The sequence below is a fragment of the Methylomonas sp. BG-2 genome, assembly GCF_057766305.1.
The window spans coordinates 1-20,351 of record NZ_JBYMAP010000060.1 but is presented as its reverse complement, the minus strand read 5'-3'; the positions used below and the strand labels follow the sequence as shown (position 1 = coordinate 20,351).

Below are 20,351 nucleotides of genomic sequence, written 5' to 3'. Positions count from 1 at the left end.
ATCACCAAACCAAGATTCGTTTGCGAGATCACTATTTGGTCGGCATTGGATTTTCCCTTCCATATATCAACGTTGAACAAAAATACTGACTCGAAATCGTCCGATGGCCGGCATTAAATCATTCCAAACCACAGACCACAACCGCTAGCCATCAGCCGCTCAAACCACTTCGATTTTGGCTGATTTTTTGACCAACCGCCGTGTAACACGCTAAACCACTTCCTCCGGCAAAAACCCGCCGGCCTGCATCGTCCACAAGCGGTGGTAAAAGCCCTGTTGGTCCAACAGGTCTTGGTGGCTACCGTCCTCGACGATACGGCCCTGGTCGAATACCAGGATGCGGTCCAGGTGGGCGATCGTGGACAGGCGGTGGGCGATGGCGATCACGGTTTTGCGGCCCATCACCCGCTCCAGATTGTCCTGAATGGTTTTTTCGGTGACCGAGTCCAGGCTGGAGGTGGCTTCGTCCAAAATCAGGATCGGCGCATCCTTCAGCATCACCCTGGCGATGGCGATGCGTTGGCGCTGGCCGCCGGAGAGTTTGACGCCGCGCTCGCCGACCAACGACTCGTAACCTTCCGGCATCGCGTCGATGAAACCGTCGGCGTGGGCCAAACGGGCGGCGGCGGCGATGGCGGCGCTGTCGGCGTCCGGCCGGCCGTAGCCGATGTTTTCGCGCAGGCTGCGGTGGAACAGGCTGGGGTCTTGCGGGATCAGGCTCACCTGGCTGTGTAATGAGGCCTGGGTTACCGCGCCGATGTCCTGGCCGTCGATCAGGATTTGCCCGGATTGCGGCTCGAAGTTGCGCAGGATCAGGTTAACGAAGGTGGATTTGCCGGAGCCGGAGAAGCCGACCAGGCCGACCCGCTGGCCCGGTTCTATCGTGACGTTGAGACGGTCGAACACCCGGCGCTCGGGCTCGTATCCGAAACAAACCTCGCGGAATTCGATACGCCCTTGATGGATCTGCAAGGCTTGCGCGTCCGGCGCATCGACGATTTCGTGGCTTTGCACGATGGTATCGACGCCGTTGGCGACGTTGCCGACGTATTCGAAGAATTCCAGAAAGCGCCGGCTCAGGTTGCGGGCGTCGTTGATGATTAATAAGGCCAGGCCGGTGGCCATCGCGAAGTCGCCTACGCCGATCGCGCCGTCCCGCCACAATTGCAAGGCGTAAGCTATCGTGCCGATCTTCAGGATCGCGGCGGCGGTGAATTGAAACCAGCGCACCCGCTCCATGTACCAGAAGGTGCCGCGGGCGGTTTTCAGCTCGGTGTCCAGATAGCCGTCCAGGTATTCGCGCTCGGCGCTGAGGCGAGCGAACAACTTGGCGTTGAGAATGTTGGTCACGGCATCGACGATTTTGCCGTTGACCAGACTGCGGGTCGCCGCGTAGTTTTGGGCGTAAGGCTGGCAGCGGGTAGCCAGCCAATAGGAAATCAGCACGTATAAACCCACCCAGGCGCCGACGTAGAGGCCCAGTTCCTGGTGCGCGTGAAACAGCAGACTAATCGAGACGGCGAAGGTCACCGCGATCGGCCAGAAATCGCAGATGATGGACCAGGTGGTGTGGTTGACGCTGATCGCGGTTTCGCTGATCCGATGCGCCAAGCCGCCGGCGAAATGGTTGGCGAAGTAGCGCGGCGCGTGGCATTGCAGATAGGCGAACAGCATTCGGGTGGTGTTTTGGCGCAGGCGCGGGCCGATCAGGATCAGCACCGCGCCGCTGGCCCGGCTGGACACGATTTCACCGATATTCAGCGCCGCCAGCAGCAGCAAGGGTTCGCGAAACACCGCCAGCCAATCGCCGCCCGGCGGCGCGGCGGCCACCGCGTCCATCAAACCCTTGACCGCGTAAGGCACCAGAATGCTGCCGGCCGCCTGTCCGGTTTCCAGGATCAGCATCAACAACAGCCCCCAGCGATAGGGACGCAGGCAAAACAAGACGAAGCGCAACAAACCGCGCGGCAGCGCCGGCGCGTCGGCGGAGCGGCGTATGTCCGCCGGAGTTTGGGATTTGGGCATGACGGAAACGGGAAAGAAAGCAAGGGCCATTATAGCGAAGCCCAGGCCGCCGCCCTAGCGGCACTCGGCGGGTCAGTAGCGCAAGCGGTACCAGAACATGCCGACGGCTTCGTGGGTGATTAGAAACACGTTCGCCCAGGCCGAAACCGACGGGACCCAATCAGCCCAACCCGGCGGACCTGGATGGCCGATGAAGGCGGTCGGTGCCGGCACCACCCGAAAGCCGGCCTTGCGGAATTCCAGCTCGGCGCGCGGCATGTGGTAGGCCTGCGTGACCAGCACGATGCTGTCTATGCCCAGCTGATGCAACAGGGCGTAGCTGAAGCGGGCGTTCTCGGCGGTGTTGCGGCTAGCGGTTTCCCGCCAGGGTTGCGGCACGCCGTATTCGTTTTCCAGCAGCTCCGCCATCAGGCTGGCTTCGCTGATCTCCGGAAATTCGGGACTGCCGCCGCCGGAAGCCAACACCGGCAGATTCAAGGCCAGCGCCAATTTGGCGGCATAACGCGCCCGAATCAAACTGCGCGGATGCAGGGTCGCGCCGCCGGGATATTCGGCTTCGCCGTACAGCAAACCACCGCCGATCACCACCAGCGCTTGGGGTTGAGTTTGGGCGTAAGCATCCTCCGCCAACGGCGGAAAACGTTCCCAAGCCAGCGCCAGCCGGTTGACGACCACCGGCAAACTCAACAGCAACAGCAAGATCAGGCAAATCAGCGCCACGCGTCCTCCGGATTTACGTTTGCCGGCCAGCGCCAGTATCGCCGCCAGCAGCAAAACCATCGGCGGCAAAAACAGCGCTTTAACGATATAGAGCGCGATGAACGACATCGGCGCCGGTGTCCGTCAACGCGGCGCTTTCGGCCGAATCCTTAGCCGTGCAAGCGGGAAATCCCCACCGCTTCGCGCAAGCTTTCGATAAACGGCCGACTGATGGCCCGGGCTTTTTCGGCGCCTTCCCGCAATTGCTGTTCGATATGCTCCGGGGCTTCCAACAGCGCTTCGTAACGTTCGCGAGCCGGCGCGATTTCGTCGTTGATTTTCTCGAACAGCACCTGCTTCATTTCGCCCCAGCCTATGCCTTCCTGATAACGCTTACGAATCGCCTCGACTTCGTGCGGATTGGCGAAGGCCTGATAGATGCCGAACAGCGTGCAACCTTCGGTGTCCTTAGGTTCGCCCGGCTCCAGCGAATTGGTCTTGATCTTGTTGATCAGCTTACGCAGTTTCTTTTCCGGCTCGAACAGCGGGATGGTGTTGTTGTAGCTTTTGCTCATTTTGCGGCCGTCCAGGCCCAGCAAGGTCGCGGCATTGTCGGCCAAAACCGCTTCCGGCAACACGAAATGCTCGCCGTAGATGTGGTTGAAGCGGCTGGCGATGTCGCGGGCCATTTCGATGTGCTGGATTTGGTCCTTGCCGACCGGCACCTTATTGGCATTGAACATCAAAATATCGGCGGCCATCAGGATCGGATAACTGAACAAGCCCATCGTGATGCCCTTGTCCGGATCGTTGCCTTCGGCCTCCTCGTTTTCGGCGACGGCGGCTTTGTAAGCGTGGGCGCGGTTCATCAAACCCTTGGCGGTGACGCAGGTCAGCATCCAGGTCAGTTCCAGAATTTCCGGCACGTCGGACTGGCGGTAGAACACCGCGTTGGCGGTATCCAGGCCTAGCGCCAGCCAGGTGGCGGCGATTTCCAGGCTGGATTGCTTGACCCTGGCCGGCTCGTTGCATTTGATCAGCGCATGATAGTCGGCCAGAAAATAAAACGGCCTGACCTGCTCGTCTTTGCTGGCGTTGATGGCCGGACGGATCGCCCCGGCGTAATTGCCCAAATGCGGCGTGCCGGTAGTAGTGATGCCGGTCAGAACGATGGATTTGCTCATGCGTATGCCTAAAGACTGTCTAGAAAAGTGGCGGGATTTTACACAAATCGCCCCGCCGCGTCAGGCGCAAAACGCCGGGCGACCCGTTATCCTGCGCCTTGTCGGGCTCGTCACAAGCCTGACAAAAATGCCGGACGCGCGCTCGTGCTCGGGGCTATTTGCCAAGCAGAATCGCCCGTTTTTATGTACACTCAATCCGGTTAATTTTCTATCACTGCTGGAACCACGCGGAGGGCCCATGCTGACTCATGACGAAAAACGCGATTACATCCGGATGGATGTGGACTGTGACATCACTTACCGGGCGGCGGATTCCGACGAGATCAAGGTAGGCCGTTGCTTGACCCTGAGCGGTGCCGGCGTGTCGTTTATCGCGGAACGGGCCTTCGATATCGGCGCGGCGATGGAAGTCAGCATTATCCCGAAAACCTCGATCACCCCGCCGATGACAGCCTTCATCGAAGTGGTGCGTAGCGTCCGGCAAGCCGATGCCAGCTACGAAATCGCCGCCTCGATCAAAAGCATCAAGGGTAATTGACCCACCACCCTCGACAGGGAAGTAAGCCCATCCATGTTCGTCATCACCAAAGAAGTTTATTTTTGCTACGGCCACCGGTTGATGAACCATCCGGGCAAGTGCCGCAATCTGCACGGCCATAGCGTCAAGGCCAGCATCTCCATCCGCAGCGACAGTTTGAACGAACAGGGCATGGTCTGCGACTTCTCCGACGTCAAGGCCTGCGTCGAAACCTTTATCGACGAAGTCTTGGACCACAATTTCCTGTTACACAAGGACGATCCGCTGATTCCGGCCCTGACCGCCCACAACGAGCAATTTCTGGCGCTGGACGAACATCCGACCGCCGAAGTGCTGAGCAAGATGATTTACCAATACGTCAAGCAACGCGGCTTCGACGTCGATCAGGTGGTACTGTGGGAAACCGCCAGCGCCTGCGCCTGTTACCGGGAAGACTGACATGAGCCTGGTGCATCCGGTCAACACCTCGCTCTGTCTGGAAAAGCTGTGCGAATCCAACTACCAGAAATTGTTCCGGCTGATCCCCAATCTGCGCGCCTTCGATAAGACCGCGGTGGGCGTCACCGGCAACAAGCCGGCGCTGCATCTGGAAGTATTGGAACGCAATCCCTATACCTTGACGATAGAACTCAGCCATTGCTTCGGCGCTCAGCTCAGCGAACTGATGTTGCCGGCGGTCAAGATCCGCATTTATCTGGACGCTAAACTGGCCGAAGCGATCCGCGACCACGAGCGGCCGGCGGTCGATCAGGTGTTTCCCAATCCCGGCCATTTGCTGGAAATTCAGAATTACAAATGGCGCTTGAATTACTTTCTGGAAAAGTGGCTGGACCACTGTCTGAAAACCGAATACCGCTTCGATTCTAGGCCTCAGGCCGTTTGACGCTGCAAGGCGGCCCGCACGCAACGCAGCACACCGTAGCCGTAGACCCCGCCGAATTGCTCATACACCGGTTTTAACGCATTGCGCTGGGCCTCCGGCAGCGCCAATAGGGTTTGCTCGATTTCGGCGATTTCGGCCGGCGCCAGACTCAACACCTCGTCCAGCTCGACCAGCCCCGCTTCCAGCGCCTTGGCCATGTGGCTGTAAACGGTCTCCGCCGTCAGACCGCGCTGGCCGGCCACTTGCTCTACGCTGTAACCCAGGCGGAACAAGGCCAGACTTTCCGCGACGGTATCGCCGGCCGGGCGGTCGTCGAACCCGGCCAGCACACCCAGAAAATCGTCGCCGTACAATTCCAGTTTGCGCTGGCCGACACCAGAGATGCGCGCCAACTGCTGGTGATCGCGCGGCCGGTTTTCCACCATCGCCATCAACGTGGCGTCGTTGAAAATGATGTAGGGCGGCACGTCCTGGGCGTCGGCCAGTTCGCGGCGCTTGGCGCGCAAGGCTTCCCATAGCGCGCTGTCGGCCGCGCCGCCGGGTTGGCGTTTTTCGGCCCGCTCGCGGCCGATCTTCGCGGTTTGCGCGTCCTTGCGCAGCATCAAGGTTTGTTCGCCGCGCAGCACCGGCCGGCAGGCTTCGGTTAGTTTCAGGCTGCCGTGGCCCTCGAAGTCGATTTCGACCAAGGACTTGGCGACTAATTGCCGAAACACCGAGCGCCAGGTTTTCTCGTCCAGCGCTTTGCCGATGCCGAAGGTCGATTGCCGGTCGTGGCCGTTGTTGCGTATCCGCTCGTCGTGCTTGCCGAGCAACACGTCGATCAAATAAGTTGCGCCGAAGCGTTGGCCGGTGCGGTAAATGCAGGACAGCGCCTGCTGGGCGGCCATGCTGCCGTCCCAGGTTGCCACCGGCTCCAGGCAGGTGTCGCAATTGCCGCAGCCAGATCGTGGGCCATCGGTCGCTACCGGCGTCCTGCCTCCCGCGACACTCGTACATCCCTGTACATCGCCAAAGTAAGCGAGCAGGGCATGGCGCCGGCAACTGACCGTCTCGCACAAAGCCAGCATCGCATCCAGTTTGTGATACTCGACCCGCTTGTGCGCCTCGTCGGCGTTCGACGAGGCCAGCATTTGCCGCAAGGTCAGCACGTCCTGCAAGCCGTAAGCCATCCAGGCATTGGCCGGCAGACCGTCGCGGCCGGCCCGGCCGGTTTCCTGGTAATAGGCTTCGACGCTTTTGGGTAAATCCAGATGGGCGACGAAGCGCACGTTGGGTTTGTCTATGCCCATGCCGAAGGCGATGGTCGCGACGATGATCAGGCCGTCCTCCATCAAAAACTGATGCTGATTTTTTTGGCGGAGCGCGTGATCCAGGCCGGCGTGGTAAGGCAACGCCCGCAAACCTTTCTGATTCAACCAGTCAGCGGTTTCCTCGACCTTTTTCCGCGACAGACAGTAAACAATGCCGGTATCGCCGGAATGTTCGGTGCGGATGAAATGCAGCAATTGCTGGCGAGCGTTATCCTTTTGAACGATGCGGTAGCGAATATTGGGTCGGTCGAAGCCGCTGACGAAAACCCGCGCCTGCTCCAAGCCCAAGCGGACGATGATTTCCTGGCGGGTACGTTCGTCCGCGGTGGCGGTCAGCGCGATGCGCGGCACTTGCGGAAACTGTTGGTGCAACACCGACAGCAGCAGGTAATCGGCGCGAAAATCGTGACCCCATTGCGAGACGCAATGCGCTTCGTCGATCGCGAACAACGCAATCCGGCAACGGCCGAATAGGGCCTGGGTGCGCGGGTTGGACAAGCGTTCCGGCGCGATGTACAGCAAATCCAGTTCGCCGCTCAGCAAGGCCTGCTCGGTGGCGCGAACTTGCTCCAGATCCAGCGTCGAGTTCAAAAACGCCGCCCGCACGCCGAGCTGGTGCAAGGCGGTGACCTGATCCTGCATCAACGCGATCAACGGCGAAATCACGATGCCGACGCCGTCCCTGACCAGGGCCGGTACCTGGTAACACAACGACTTGCCGCCGCCGGTCGGCATCAATACCAATGCATCCTGGCCGGCGACGACGCTATCGATGATGGCCTGCTGCTGGCCGCGAAAACTGGCATAGCCGAACACGCTGCGCAGCGTATCCAGCGCGGGATTGGCGGTCATAAATCGATATGGGAAGACATTGAGCGGAACGGACACATGGTCATATTAAAACATAGTTGGCACCGGAGCCCGCGCGGCACGTAGCGCCGGCGACAACCGGCGCGCTCCGGTCAACGATCAGCGGATTTCAACAAATCGCCCCTCGCCCTTTATAATGCCGGGCTTCCTGGAGACGCCTCGGCGCTTAATCATTGATTCGATGAACATCACCTACTGCCAGTTACCCGACCGCCTGAAGTACCTGATCGACAACGATCAACAATATTTACTGAAACAAGGCCTGAAAGGCATCGAGAAGGAAAGCCTGCGCATTACCGAAAACGGCGTGATTGCCCAAACCCCGCATCCCCAGGCCTTGGGCTCGGCGTTGACCCACCCTTACCTGACCACCGACTACTCCGAAGCGCTGCTGGAGTTCATCACGCCGCCGTTCGCCGACATCAAGCAAACCCTGCATTACATGCACCAGTTGCACCAGTTCGTCTACCCGCATCTGGGCGACGAGATGTTGTTGGCCACCAGCATGCCCTGCGGCATCGACGGCGATTTGAGTATCCCGATCGCCGAATACGGCCGTTCCAACATCGGCAAAATGAAGCATGTATACCGCAAGGGTTTGTGGCACCGCTACGGGCGCACGATGCAGGCGATTGCCGGCATCCATTTCAATTATTCGGTTCCGGAAGCCTTGTGGCCGGCGCTGTACCACTATAACGGCAATGGCGCCACGCTCGAGGAATTCATTTCCAAGGCCTACTTCGGGCTGATCCGCAATTTCCACCGCCAGGGTTGGCTGATTTTATACCTGTTCGGCGCCTCGCCGGCCATCTGCAAAACCTTCTTCAAAAGCCGCCCGCAATTGATGGAGCAATTCAAGGAATTCGACGAACACACGCTGTTTCATCCCTACGCCACCTCGCTGCGAATGAGCGACATCGGTTATAAGAGCAAAAATCAGGCGGGCTTGAAGATCGATTACAACTCGCTGGACGGTTACGTGGACAGCCTGACGGCGGCGATCAGCACGCCCTACCCCGACTACGAAATAATCGGCGTCAAGGTAAACGGCGAGTATCAACAGCTCAACGCCAACATCCTGCAAATCGAGAACGAGTTTTACAGCACGATGCGGCCCAAGCAAATCGCCAAATCCGGCGAAAAACCGACGCTGGCGCTGAAGCGGCGCGGGGTGCTGTACGTGGAAATGCGCTCGCTGGATTTGAATCTGCTGAATCCGATCGGCATCGACGAAAGCACGGCCCGCTTCGTCGAAGCATTTTTGCTGTACTGTCTGCTCCAAGACAGTCCGCCGCAAGGCCCGGACGAGTTTCAGGTCAACAACAGCAACCAGTTGTTGGTAGCCAATCAGGGCCGCCGCCCCGGCCTGGAGCTGAACCGTAACGGCCAAACCCTGACCTTGCAGCGATGGGCCCACGATATTCTCTACGCGATGCAACCGATCTGCGCGGTGCTGGACCGCGGCAGCCTGGATCGACCGTATCAATTGGCCTTGCAACAGCAATTGGCGGTGGTCGACAATCCGGCCTTGACGCCGTCGGCGCGGATTCTGGCCTGCATGCGCGAAAACGGCCAGGAGTTCGGCTGCTTCGCCAGCAACACCTCGGCATTGCACAAGCATTATTTCAATGCCGAGCCGCTGGACGACGCCACCCAACAGCAGTTCGAGGCGATGGCCGCCGCCTCGCTACAGAAGCAAAGCGACATCGAAGCCGCCGACACGCTGGACTTCGACGATTATTTATCCCGTTATTTCGCCCAGAACTAAACCGATGACCGCATTCGACCTCACCACAGCTCAATCCGAACTGCAAGGCAAGAATCCACGCACTATTTTGAAAGCCGCGCTCGCGCATTTCGACAACATTGCCATTTCGTTCAGCGGCGCAGAGGATGTGGTGCTGATCGATCTGGCCCTGCAAATCAGAAAAGACATCCAGGTGTTTTCGCTGGATACCGGCCGGCTGCATCCCGAGACTTACCGTTTTATCGACCGGGTTCGCAAGCATTACGGCATCGCGATCGAAGTTCTCAGCCCCGATTACGTCAGCCTGGAAGCCTTCGTCAAGGAAAAAGGCTTGTTCAGTTTTTACGACGAGGGCCACCAACAATGCTGCGGTATCCGCAAGGTTGAACCCCTGAAACGCAAATTGGCAGCGCTGGACGCCTGGATCACCGGCCAACGCAAGGATCAAAGCGTGGACACTCGTGGGGACCTGCCGGAAGTGCAATTGGACAGCGGCTTTTCCGGGCCCGGCAAACAGTTGATTAAATTCAACCCGCTGCTGAATTGGTCATCGGCGCAGGTTTGGGATTACATCGAAGCCTATCAGGTGCCGTTCAACGATTTGCACCAACACGGCTACATCAGCATCGGCTGCGAGCCCTGTACCCGGCCGGTTTTGCCCAATCAACACGAACGCGCCGGCCGCTGGTGGTGGGAAGAAGCGACCAAGAAGGAATGCGGCTTGCACGGAGGCAACGTCAAACCCGCTCAATAAGCGCGATTCCCAAGATTCCGACAATCATTGCTCGAGCTTTCCCTGCCATGAAAACCTCGTCCGTGCGTCCCGACATACAGTTTTTGCGCGGCATCGCGATACTCGCCGTTCTGATTTTCCATTCGGAAGTCATCCCGCTCAACGGCGGCTATCTGGGCGTGGACGTATTTTTCGTGATTTCCGGCTATTTGATCACCTCGATTATCTTGCGAGACTTGGCCGCGAACCATTTTTCTTTCCCGCGTTTTTACGCCAGACGCGCCAAAAGGCTGTTGCCCGCCGCCTATTGCACGTTGATTTTTACCAGCCTGCTCGGCGCCATCGTGCTTGGCACGGATCAGTGGGACGATTTCGTCAAGCAACTGATAGGTACCGTCACCTTCACCGCCAATATCGTGCTGCCGTTCCAGTCCGGCTATTTCGAAACCGCGGCGGAAAGCAAGCCGCTGTTACATACTTGGTCGCTGTCGGTCGAAGAGCAATATTACTTGTGCATTCCGCTGATGCTTTATTTGATCCGGCCCCGCTGGCGCTTTGCGGCACTGGCCGTCGCCACCTTGCTCAGCCTAAGCCTGTGCTTGGTTTTCGTCAGTTTTCGTTTCAGTTATTGGCGCTTGCCCGAGCTCGACTCGCCAACCGCCGCCTTCTACCTGCTCCCCACCCGCGCCTGGGAAATGCTGGCCGGATCGCTGCTGGCCTGGCGCATGTTGAAAACCCCGGCAGTGCATGTTACCAAGTTTGTCAAGTTGCCGGCCTTGCTGCTGATCGGCTATTTATGCGCGGCGCCCATCGATAGCCTTCATCCGCGTATCGATGCGCTGCTGGTGGTGATGGCCACGGCGCTGCTGATCGCCGGCAATAGCGACTGGCTAGCGCAAAACGCGCTCACGCGTTCGGTCGAAAAACTGGGCGACTGGTCGTATTCACTCTACCTGGTGCATTGGCCGTTATTTGCGTTGGCTAGAACCGCCTATCTCGGCGCGGTGCCCTTATACGTTAAATACCTGCTGCTGCTCGCCGCGCTGGTGCTGGCTTATTTGCAATACGAATACGTGGAACAGCGCTTTCGCTACGGCTGGCAAGTCAATCGAAATAAAACCTTTAAATGGCTGGCCGCCGCATCGTTAATGGTGGTTTTCACTCCGCTGTCGGCCGAGTTATTCCGTTCCTGGAATCACCCGGCCGCCGACCCAAGCCCGCCGACACCGAATTGGGGCTTGAAGCAAGCTTGCTCCGCCGGCACTTTGGTGTTCGATCATCCCGATCAATGCAGTTCCGCCGCGCAACCGGTTTACGCGTTATGGGGCGATAGTTACACGATGCATCTGATACCCGGCTTGAAAAAGGAAAAACCGATAGCCGAATCAATGATTCAGATAACGATGGCGGCATGCGCGCCCATCCTGGGCGTGGCTTCGTTGGACAAGAATTACGATGAAACCTGGGCCAAACGCTGCCTGGCATTCAACGAAAAAGCCATCCGCTTTATTGAGTCCAGTCCGTCGATCCGTTACGTGATCATGAGCTCACCCTACTCCGGCTATTTCGACGAAGGCGAACTGACGCAATTTTATCAAGACAAAAAAATCATCGGCAATCGCGCGCTCGCGGTAGCGCAAATGCTGACCACGCTCGCCAGACTGACCTCTAGCGGGAAAATTCCGGTATTAATCGCCCCGCCTCCCAAACCCGGATTCGACATCGGCGAATGTTGGCAACACCGGCACAACGGCTTGCTGATCCTCGGCCGCGGCGACTGCAATTTCGACGTCGAGGAACACCAAATCTATCAACGCGGCATTATCGACAGTTTGACCGAAATCCAACAACGCAGCCGGAGTACCCTGCTGCGCTTCGACGATATTTTTTGCAAGGAAGGATATTGTCGGACGCTGTTGCCTGACGGTAGGTCCATTTATAAAGACGGCGGCCATCTGTCCACGGCCGGTTCCGAATGGGCGGTGCCGCAATTGGGCCTATCCAAATTGGAAGCTCCAAAACCATAGCGTACCCATTTCAGCCAGCTTGGAATAACCGGCTCAAAACCTGACGGGTACTCCGGCGCAAGCCGTAGGCCGCGAATGTCTGTCGGTTGCCAAAATATTTCGAAAAAGAGGAACGTCCTACGATGGGCGTCAGGAAAGACCGACCGACAAACCCAAGCTTGGGTGAATCAGTTACTGTGGATACTAGCGGGATTCTACGGAATTGGCGTCCCCACGGGGGTTCGAACCCCGGTTACCGCCGTGAAAGGGCGGTGTCCTAGGCCACTAGACGATGGGGACCAAGAACATTTTTACTGCGGATTTTAGATTTTCTTTTCGAACAACACATCAAGAGTGTGTTGGCGTCCCCACGGGGGTTCGAACCCCGGTTACCGCCGTGAAAGGGCGGTGTCCTAGGCCACTAGACGATGGGGACTAAGACGAAATCAACTACTGGTGGAGCCAAGGAGGATCGAACTCCTGACCTCTTGCATGCCATGCAAGCGCTCTCCCAGCTGAGCTATGGCCCCGTAGCTGATTCCGACTATTATACAGACTTAAAAATCGCTGTCTATCAATTTTCGTGATCTTCGATAAATTTGATCGCGCGCGCTATCCGATCCAAGGTTTTTTCGCGACCCAGCAAGGCCAGCGTCGCGTCGATGGCCGGCGATACCGCGCCGCCGCAAACCGCGACGCGCAAAGGCTGAGCGACCTTGCCCAGATTCATTTGCAGCTTTTCGGCGGTATCCAGCACCACTTGATGCAAGGGTTCGGCCGACCAATCCGCCAACGCGTCGAAACCCGACCACACTGCTTGCAACACATCCTCGACGCCGGCCTTGAAATTCTTTTTGACCGCTTTGTCGTCGTAAGCCTCGAAGTCCCGATAGAAATACATACTCTCGTCGGCCATCTGTACCAAGGTTTTACAACGCTCACGTTGCAACTTGACGACATCGATCAAGGCCGGGCCGGTCACCGGGTCGATACCCCGCTCGCCCATGTGCCAAGCCAGATGGCGGGCGACATGGGCCGGGTCGCTGCTCATGATGTATTGATGGTTCAACCAAACCAACTTCTCGGTGTTGAAGGTCGACGCCGAGACATTGACCTTCTCCAGCTCGAACAAGGCAATCATCTCGTCGATCGAAAACAACTCCTGATCGCCGTGCGACCAACCCAGCCGCACCAGATAATTCAACAAGGCTTCCGGCAGATAACCGTCGTTGCGGTATTGCATCACGCTGACCGCGCCGTGGCGTTTCGACAAGCGCGCGCCATCGGAACCCAAAATCATCGGCACGTGCGCGTAGACCGGCAAGGTTGCGCCGAGCGCCTTCAAGATATTGATCTGCCGAGGTGTATTGTTGACGTGGTCGTCGCCGCGAATCACATGGGTCACACCCATGTCCATGTCGTCGACGACCACGGTCAGATTGTAGGTGGGCGTGCCGTCGGAACGGGCGATAATCAAATCGTCCAATTCCTTGTTGGCAACCACAATCCGGCCCTTGACCAAATCCTCGATGACCACCTCGCCATGATCCGGATTGCGGAACCGCACCACTCTTTCGCGTTCCGGCTGATCGGCGCTGTCCCGGCATTTGCCGTTATAGCGCGGTTTTTCCTTGTCGGCCATTTGTTGTTCGCGCAAAGCATCCAGTTCCTCGCGGCTGCAATAGCAATAATAGGCGTCGCCCTGGTCCAGCAATTGCTGAATGACTTCCTTGTAACGATCGAAACGGTGGGTTTGGTAAAACGGGCCTTCGTCGTACTCCAGCCCCAGCCAAGTCATGCCTTCCAGAATCGCGTTGACCGATTCCTGGCTGGAGCGCTCCAGATCGGTGTCCTCGATCCGCAGGATAAACTTGCCGCCGTGCTTGCGGGCGTATAACCAGGAAAACAGCGCGGTCCGGGCACCGCCCACGTGCAAGTATCCGGTCGGGCTCGGGGCAAATCGGGTTCTTATGCTCATCGTTACTTATTTATTGGTTAAAAATTTCTTAGCGTATTCGGTCGGTATCGATCGCGCCGCATTCAGGCGCATCGCTTGGTAATTGAATTGGACGCTGCCCTTGGCCGCGTCGTTACGCCCCAGGATCGCCAGCGAAGTCGCGTGGCCCTGCGCGGCGGCTTTCTCGTACCACTGGGTCGCCTTATCGGTATCGCCAGCGACGCCCAGACCACGATCATAAAGCGCGCCCATCACGACTTGGGCATCGACGATGCCCTGCTTGGCCGCCTTCTCCATCCATTCGGCGGCCAGTTTCTCGTTCTTCTCGTAACCGTCCCGGCCCAACAAATACAAAGCAGCCAGCTTGGCTTGCGCTTGCGGACTACCTTGTTCGGCGGCTTGTTGCACGCTGTCCGCCCAAGCTGGCGACAGTTGCAGCAACATCAAACATAACCCAATCAATCTGCCCATCATTCCCCCCAAGAGGCCACTCGCAAACCCACATTATTTCATGGCCCCGCATCCAGGTGAACGCGCTACAAAAAAATAAGGGATTGATGTTAGACTAAAGCCTCCAAGGCATCCCATCCAGGCCTTGCCGCTACCAAGAATAACAACAGGAGACTTCCACCATGAAAAAAACCTTACTCGTTACGGCCGGCTTGGCGGGCGCTATTTTGTCCGGTTGCGCGACGCAGTCCAGCAACAACTTTCAAGCATTCCAACCCGAAGACCTGAATGCCTTGGTCAAATCCGGAAAATTGGTTCAAAAAACCAATAGCTTCCTGGTCGTCAACGATTCGTCGTCGTCGATGAGCCGTACCTTCGTCAATTCGACCGAATATAGCGGCACGAAATTGGATGTCGAGAAAAACCTGCTCAACAAATTCAACAAGTCCATCCCCAGCATTCCACTGACTTCCGGCTTACGTAGCTTCGGTTTCGGCCCCTGCCTGGATTGGAGCGCCACCAAGCTGAACCAGGCCATGCAAGGCTATACGCCCGCCGGTTTCGAAAGCTCGCTAAGTTCGTTGACCTGTTCCAGCGGCGGCACCCCATTGGCGACCGCGTTGGAAGCGACCCACCAAGATCTGGCCGCCGGCACCGGCAATCTGGCGCTGATCGTACTGAGCGACGGTATCGAGGAATCCTCGCCCGCGCCGGCCGCCGAAGCGCTGAAAGCCCAATACGGCGACCGCTTGTGCATCTACACGGTGTGGGTCGGCAACGACGAAGACGCCGCCGGCCAAGCCGTGCTGCAACAAATTGCCGACGCTTCAGGCTGCGGCTTTTCGACCACGGCCGACGCGATCAGCTCGCCGAAAGGCATGAGCGAGTTCGTTAAAAACGTATTTCTGAAAGCCGGCAATCCGCCCGCCGTCGCCGACTGCTCGAAACAGGACGACGATAAGGACGGCGTCAACAACTGTGCCGACAAATGCCCCGACACCCCGAAAGGCGCGATCGTCGATAAAGACGGTTGCTGGGCGTTCCGCGGCGTATTGTTCGACTTCGACAAGTCCGACATCAAATCCAAATACCATCCGCTGATCCAAAACGCGGTCGAAGTGATGAAACTGAATCCCGGTCTGACCGTGGAAATTCAAGGCCATACCGACAGCTACGGCAGCGACGCCTATAACGAAAAACTGTCGCAACGCCGCGCCAATGCGGTCAGAAACGAACTGATCAAGCAAGGCGTCGACGGTAAACGTCTGACGGCGGAAGGCTTCGGCGAATCGCAACCGGTCGATACCAACGAAACCGACGAAGGCCGCGCCTACAACCGCCGCGTCGTTTACAAACGCACCGACCGTTAATTCGCGCCTTCCGGCCGAATGAAACGAGGGAGGCCTAGGCCTCCCTTTTTTTGTCCCGGCCGCCGCCGACCCTCGCCTTCGCCAACCCAAACCGGCCCGTCAGCTAGACTCGGCGTCGCGCCGAAGCAAACGCTTATTCAAGGCTTGCCGGCTGATGCCCAGCAAGCCGGCGGCCACGCCCTGATTCCCCTGCGCACGGCGCAAGGCCTCGCCGATCAAGGCTTCCTCGGCTTCCTTCAACGTCGGCAAGCGCTCCGGAAATTCGGCGGCCGGCGCGGAGGAACCCCTGGTCGTCTCGGGTTCCCGATCGCCGAAGGCTTCGCCGGCAATCGCCTGCTTTATGCTTTGCAAGGACAGCACCGAACCCTGGCCGCGAGCGACCGCATCGAACACCAAGCCTTCCAACTCGCGGATATTGCCCGGAAAGGGGTAATTGTCCAACCACTGAAACAGTGCCGGCGGCACGTTCGGCACCGGCCTACCCAGGCTGGCCGCCGCTTTTTCGACAAAATGCAGCGCCAGTTGCGGCAAGTCCTCGCGGCGTTCGCGGAGCGGCGGCAATTGAATATGATGGGTGCGCAGCCGAAAGTACAAATCCTTCCGAAATCCGCCCAGCTCGGCTTGACGCTTGACGTCGCAATGAGTGGCAACCACGATGCGCGCCCGACTCTGGCGCGGCCGGTCTGCACCAATCGGATAGTAAGAGCCATCCTGCAGCAAGCGTAACAATTTGACTTGCGAGGCCATGCTCAAGTCGCCGATTTCATCCAAAAACAGCGTGCCGTCGCCGGTACTGGCGATCAGACCGTCCCGCGCGCGATCCGCGCCGGTAAACGAACCCTTGGCGTGACCGAACAAGGTATCGGCAAACAAGTTGTCGTCCAAGCCGGCGACATTCACCGCCACCAATTCGCCGGGCCGGCCGGACTGACGATGCAGGGCGCGGGCGATCAATTCCTTGCCGGTGCCGGTTTCGCCGCTGATCAGCACCGGTTGCGGCGATGCGGCGACCGCTTCGATGTAACGAAAAATCGCAAACATCGCCGGACTTTGGGTGACGATTTCCTCGAAGCGCCCCGGCTGGTGCGGCTGGTTGGACAGCAGGCAGTCCTTCAACGACAGCAATTCGGCACGCAGCAGCCGCGCTTCGACGGCTCGGCGCACCGCCGCTACCAAACAATTCCGCTCGACCGGTTTCACCAAATAGTCGCTGGCGCCGTTACGCATGCATTCCACCGCGGTCGGCAAATCGTTGGTCGCGGTCATCACAATGACCGCGATGTCCGGATAGTCGGCGGCAATCGACTCCAGCAAGGCCAATCCGGAGACGTGCGGCATCGTTAAATCCAGTACGACAACCCCAATCCGCCGTTCGGCCAGCAAGGGCATCACCGCCCGGCTGTCGTCCAGCGTCAAAACCTCGGCGTAGCCGGCGCCGCGCAACGCCAGACTGGCGCTGTGCAGGATTTGGGATTCGTCATCGACCAGTAAAATCGGTAACGGCTTTAAGTCCTTAGTCCGCATGTTCGGCCGCCGGCAATGGTTTGAAGTTGACCGGAAAAATCGCTTGAGCCAGGGTGCCCCGCCCCGGCTCTGATGAAAAACTCAAGCGGCCTCCGTGGGCCCGCATCAGCGACGCGCTGATCGCCAGCCCCAAACCGGTACCGCCGCTGGCTTGCTTGGTGGTAAAAAACGGGTCGCATAACCGCTGAATATGCTCGGCGGGAATTCCACGACCCTGATCCCTGACCTCCACGCAGACCTCGCGCCCGTCGTCCAGCCGCCGAGTGGCCACGCTCAGCGTTTGGCCGGTGTCGGTGAGGGCGTCCAGGCCGTTGATCAGTAGGTTAACGATAACTTGTTCCACTTGCCGCGAGTCGCCGTGCAAGGCCGGTAGCGCCGGCTCCAAGCGAAGCTCGAACTGGCGAGTTTTGCGAACGATCAAGTGCTTGACCAAACGAACCGCGCGTTCGACCGCCTCGTTCAGCGAAAATGCCGCTCCGGCCTGTTCGGTTTGCGGACGGGCATAATGCTTCAAGTCGGCGACGATGCGCTCGATGCGCTTGGCGCCGTCCGCGATGTCGTCTATCAATACGCCGGCGCTGCCGCGCAACTCGGTATACGTTAAACCGGCCAGCCGGAACTCGCCGCCGGCCCGGTAGCGATCGTCCAAAACCTCCAAAGCATCGCTCCAAATATCGGCCAATAAACCGGCGTTCAACAAAATCAGCTGGTTGGGATTGTTGATTTCGTGCGCGACACCGGACACCAAGGTCCCCAACGCGGTCATTTTATTGGCTTGTATCAACTGCAGTTCCTGCTGTCTGGCCACCGCCTCCAATTGCTTGCGCGCGCCGATATCGCGAATAATCGCGGTCAGGTAGCGTTCCTCGCCTCGGTTCCAAGCGGACAGCGAGACTTCGATCGGAAACTCGGTGCCGTCCCGCCGCGAACCCAGCGCTTCGCGGACCGGCCCGGCCGGGCGGTCGGATGGGGCGGCGTCCGCCTGTAATTGCGCCTGTATCGCCGTCAGCGCGCCATTCCAAAAACCTTGGATCGAGGTACCGAGAGCCTCTTCGGCGGCCATCCCGAACATCAGCGCCGCGCCCCGGTTCCAGGAAATCAGATTGCCGCCGACATCCACGGAAACGATCGCTTCATGCGCCGAATCGGTGATGGCCCGCAAGCGGGCTTCGCTTTCCCGCAACCAGGACTCCGCCTGCAAGCGTTCGCCGATTTCCTGCTTCAGATTGGCGTGAGCCCGCCGCAACGCCAGGGTATGCGACCTTAACAACGCAAATTGATACAACAGATAGGCCGCCAGTAATACCGCCACCAGATACAGCGCCAAGCGGAAGCGTTCGGCCCGGCGTTCGGCGTTGTCGCCGTAAAGGCGCAAGGCTTGTTGCAACGCGTCGATCCGGCTCGACACGGGTTGGCCGATCAGGTATTGCAATGCGGCGTCGACCTCGGGCAAAACTTCGACAATCAGTCGGCCGTGGGCGATCAACACCTGATAATCGTCGAGCCCGGACTTCAGCCGCGATAAGCGCTCCAACTCCCGCTCGAGCTCCCGCGCCGCCTCCGGCCCGGCATTTTCCAAAAAGCCGGCCGTCAGCCGCCATAACGCGGCCAATCCGGCGCTATCAGCCGGCTTGGCGCTCAGCTGCAGATCTCGGCCGATCTCGTTGAAGGACATCACCGAATTGCGCAACAAGGCATTGTCCGATTTCAGATACTCGATCCGCGTCAACCGATCCTGTATCGTGGCGGACAAACCGCCCGCCAAATCGCTCATCCGCGCCATCGCCGGACTTGCGGAGGCCGCCAGCTCGTCGCGCAGAGTTTGCGACAAGCTCAGCAAGGCCTGGCCGGTGCGGGTCAATGTGTCGTAATTGGCCAACTGCCCGGCCCTGGCCAGCAATATGTCGCGCATCAATTCGGCATCGCGCAATTCGATGAGCCTAAGCATCGCCTGCAACCGATCCCGCCGTTCCAGTTCCGGGTTGGCGCTCTGTATCCAAAGATAGGTAATCGCTCCGACCAACACGGCGACGATTAGCCTGGGTTTTCCGGAAAAGCCGATCATGGCTTGGCCGGCGGCTCGGCCAGCACGGCTTGCCCGCGATATTCGCCGGTCAAGCTCCGTAAAAACTTGACCAGCAAATCGCGCTGTCGCTCGGCCAAAGGCTTGCCGAGCTGGTATTTGGCCATGGTACTGACCGCAGTCTCCAGGTCGGCGGCGCGGCCATCGTGGAAATACGGTGCCGTGGCGGCAACGTTGCGCAGACTGGGCACTCGAAACACGCCGCGGTCTCGGGGATTGCCGGTGACCAGATAGCGGCCGGCGTCGATAAGATCGGCCTCGCTGGGCGGCGAGCCGAACACGCCGAATTTTTGAAACAAATTCCCGCCCAGATTGATGCCTTGATGACAGGCCACGCACCCCAGATCGTTAAACAAACGATAACCCTGTTGCTCGTCGGCGTTCAACGCCGTGCTCTCGCCGCGCAAAAAGCGATCGAAACGGGCGTTCGGCGTCACCAGACTGCGCTCGAAACTGGCCACGGCATCGACGACGTTGGCCGGCGTCAAGCCATCCGGATAAGCCCTGGCAAAAGCCGCGACATAATCGGCATCGCCGGCCAAGCGCGCGATCACCTGTGGCCATTTGGCGTTCATGACGTTCGGGTTCAACATCACTTTCTCGGTATGCGCTTCCAGCGTCGTCACGACGCCGTCCCAATTGAAAAAGTAATTGAAGCCGACGTTGAACAAACTGGGCGTATTGCGCAACACCGCCTCGCCATCCGTCGATGCGGCGCGGGCCTTGCCGTCCATGCCGCCCCGTTCGAGCGGATGGCAACTGGCGCAGGAGCGGTTAGCTTGCTCGGACAGCTTGGGTTCGTGAAACAAACGCTGCCCCAACGCAATACGGCTCGGATCGCCGCCGACCGTGGTCGGTAGCGGCTCCCAGGTCGGCGGCGCTGCCGACCAGGCCTGGCCGGCGCAGGCAAGACTGAAGCAGCCGATCGCCAACATGCCCCGATCACGTTTCCGGTTCACGATTGCCGTCCCG

Annotated in this window: 16 protein-coding genes and 3 tRNA genes; 7 read left to right on the top strand and 12 right to left on the bottom strand. The window is 58.9% G+C overall.

Annotated elements, in window-relative coordinates:
- Positions 1–210 precede the first annotated feature (210 nt).
- The 3 genes from AC3B8H_RS07920 to AC3B8H_RS07910 all read right to left on the bottom strand — a co-directional run bounded on the left by AC3B8H_RS07920 (position 211) and on the right by AC3B8H_RS07910 (position 3,908).
- On the bottom strand, positions 211–2,025 hold the full coding sequence (locus tag AC3B8H_RS07920; protein ID WP_488441056.1) for an ABC transporter ATP-binding protein: 1,815 nt from the start codon (positions 2,023–2,025) through the stop codon (positions 211–213).
- Between the two features lie 72 nt (positions 2,026–2,097).
- Positions 2,098–2,853 (bottom strand): YdcF family protein, encoded by a 756-nt coding sequence (locus tag AC3B8H_RS07915; RefSeq protein ID WP_488441055.1) that lies wholly within the window; start codon positions 2,851–2,853, stop codon positions 2,098–2,100.
- 41 nt (positions 2,854–2,894) lie between these two features.
- Positions 2,895–3,908 (bottom strand): tryptophan--tRNA ligase, encoded by a 1,014-nt coding sequence (locus AC3B8H_RS07910; protein ID WP_488441054.1) that lies wholly within the window; start codon positions 3,906–3,908, stop codon positions 2,895–2,897.
- A 238-nt stretch (positions 3,909–4,146) separates the two neighbouring features.
- Here AC3B8H_RS07910 and AC3B8H_RS07905 point away from each other — a divergent pair, with 238 nt between their 5' ends.
- From AC3B8H_RS07905 to AC3B8H_RS07895, 3 genes are read left to right on the top strand one after another with little or no spacing between them, the layout of a single operon-like run.
- Positions 4,147–4,446 carry a PilZ domain-containing protein gene (locus AC3B8H_RS07905; RefSeq protein WP_168030551.1) on the top strand — a complete coding sequence of 100 codons (300 nt, stop codon included), beginning with the start codon at positions 4,147–4,149 and terminating at the stop codon, positions 4,444–4,446.
- Between the two features lie 33 nt (positions 4,447–4,479).
- Positions 4,480–4,884 carry a 6-pyruvoyl trahydropterin synthase family protein gene (locus tag AC3B8H_RS07900; RefSeq protein ID WP_488441053.1) on the top strand — a complete coding sequence of 135 codons (405 nt, stop codon included), beginning with the start codon at positions 4,480–4,482 and terminating at the stop codon, positions 4,882–4,884.
- A gap of 1 nt (position 4,885) precedes the next feature.
- On the top strand, positions 4,886–5,329 hold the full coding sequence (locus tag AC3B8H_RS07895) for a DUF1249 domain-containing protein (RefSeq protein WP_488441052.1): 444 nt from the start codon (positions 4,886–4,888) through the stop codon (positions 5,327–5,329).
- Here the strand turns inward: AC3B8H_RS07895 and recQ are convergent.
- Positions 5,317–7,491 carry a DNA helicase RecQ gene (gene recQ / locus AC3B8H_RS07890; protein ID WP_488441051.1) on the bottom strand — a complete coding sequence of 725 codons (2,175 nt, stop codon included), beginning with the start codon at positions 7,489–7,491 and terminating at the stop codon, positions 5,317–5,319. The two genes, AC3B8H_RS07895 and recQ, sit on opposite strands and share 13 nt — an antisense overlap.
- Positions 7,492–7,690: 199 nt before the next feature.
- Between recQ and gshA the strand changes: the two genes are divergently transcribed.
- The 3 genes from gshA to AC3B8H_RS07875 are packed head-to-tail and all read left to right on the top strand — an operon-like array spanning position 7,691 to position 12,016.
- Positions 7,691–9,277 carry a glutamate--cysteine ligase gene (gene gshA / locus AC3B8H_RS07885; protein WP_488441050.1) on the top strand — a complete coding sequence of 529 codons (1,587 nt, stop codon included), beginning with the start codon at positions 7,691–7,693 and terminating at the stop codon, positions 9,275–9,277.
- Between the two features lie 4 nt (positions 9,278–9,281).
- Positions 9,282–10,010 (top strand): phosphoadenylyl-sulfate reductase, encoded by a 729-nt coding sequence (locus AC3B8H_RS07880; protein WP_488441049.1) that lies wholly within the window; start codon positions 9,282–9,284, stop codon positions 10,008–10,010.
- A 47-nt stretch (positions 10,011–10,057) separates the two neighbouring features.
- Positions 10,058–12,016, top strand: coding sequence for an acyltransferase family protein (locus AC3B8H_RS07875; RefSeq protein WP_488441048.1), 1,959 nt, complete (start codon positions 10,058–10,060; stop codon positions 12,014–12,016).
- A 203-nt stretch (positions 12,017–12,219) separates the two neighbouring features.
- On the opposite strand, the gene AC3B8H_RS07870 is transcribed toward AC3B8H_RS07875, so the two are convergent.
- The 5 genes from AC3B8H_RS07870 to AC3B8H_RS07850 form a co-directional block, all read right to left on the bottom strand.
- Positions 12,220–12,295 (bottom strand) — tRNA-Glu (locus tag AC3B8H_RS07870).
- Between the two features lie 60 nt (positions 12,296–12,355).
- Positions 12,356–12,431, bottom strand: a tRNA-Glu gene (locus AC3B8H_RS07865).
- Positions 12,432–12,449: 18 nt separating this feature from the next.
- Positions 12,450–12,525: transfer RNA gene (locus AC3B8H_RS07860), tRNA-Ala, on the bottom strand.
- A 44-nt stretch (positions 12,526–12,569) separates the two neighbouring features.
- Positions 12,570–13,973: a glutamate--tRNA ligase gene (gene gltX, locus AC3B8H_RS07855; RefSeq protein WP_488441047.1), complete on the bottom strand. Its 1,404-nt coding sequence runs from the start codon at positions 13,971–13,973 to the stop codon at positions 12,570–12,572.
- Between the two features lie 6 nt (positions 13,974–13,979).
- Entirely contained in the window at positions 13,980–14,423 is a 444-nt protein-coding gene (locus AC3B8H_RS07850; protein ID WP_488441046.1) for a tetratricopeptide repeat protein, read from the bottom strand.
- 161 nt (positions 14,424–14,584) lie between these two features.
- Between AC3B8H_RS07850 and AC3B8H_RS07845 the strand changes: the two genes are divergently transcribed.
- Positions 14,585–15,772 (top strand): OmpA family protein, encoded by a 1,188-nt coding sequence (locus AC3B8H_RS07845; protein WP_488441045.1) that lies wholly within the window; start codon positions 14,585–14,587, stop codon positions 15,770–15,772.
- 99 nt (positions 15,773–15,871) lie between these two features.
- Here AC3B8H_RS07845 and AC3B8H_RS07840 read toward each other — a convergent pair whose 3' ends face one another.
- From AC3B8H_RS07840 to AC3B8H_RS07830, 3 genes are all read right to left on the bottom strand, one after another.
- Entirely contained in the window at positions 15,872–17,296 is a 1,425-nt protein-coding gene (locus AC3B8H_RS07840) for a sigma-54-dependent transcriptional regulator (RefSeq protein WP_488441044.1), read from the bottom strand.
- Positions 17,286–19,361: a DAHL domain-containing protein gene (locus tag AC3B8H_RS07835; RefSeq protein WP_488441043.1), complete on the bottom strand. Its 2,076-nt coding sequence runs from the start codon at positions 19,359–19,361 to the stop codon at positions 17,286–17,288. Before AC3B8H_RS07835 ends, AC3B8H_RS07840 begins: the two co-directional genes overlap by 11 nt.
- Positions 19,358–20,351: cytochrome-c peroxidase (locus AC3B8H_RS07830; protein WP_488441042.1), on the bottom strand; the 994-nt coding region annotated here is incomplete at its 5' end. The genes AC3B8H_RS07835 and AC3B8H_RS07830, both read right to left, overlap by 4 nt.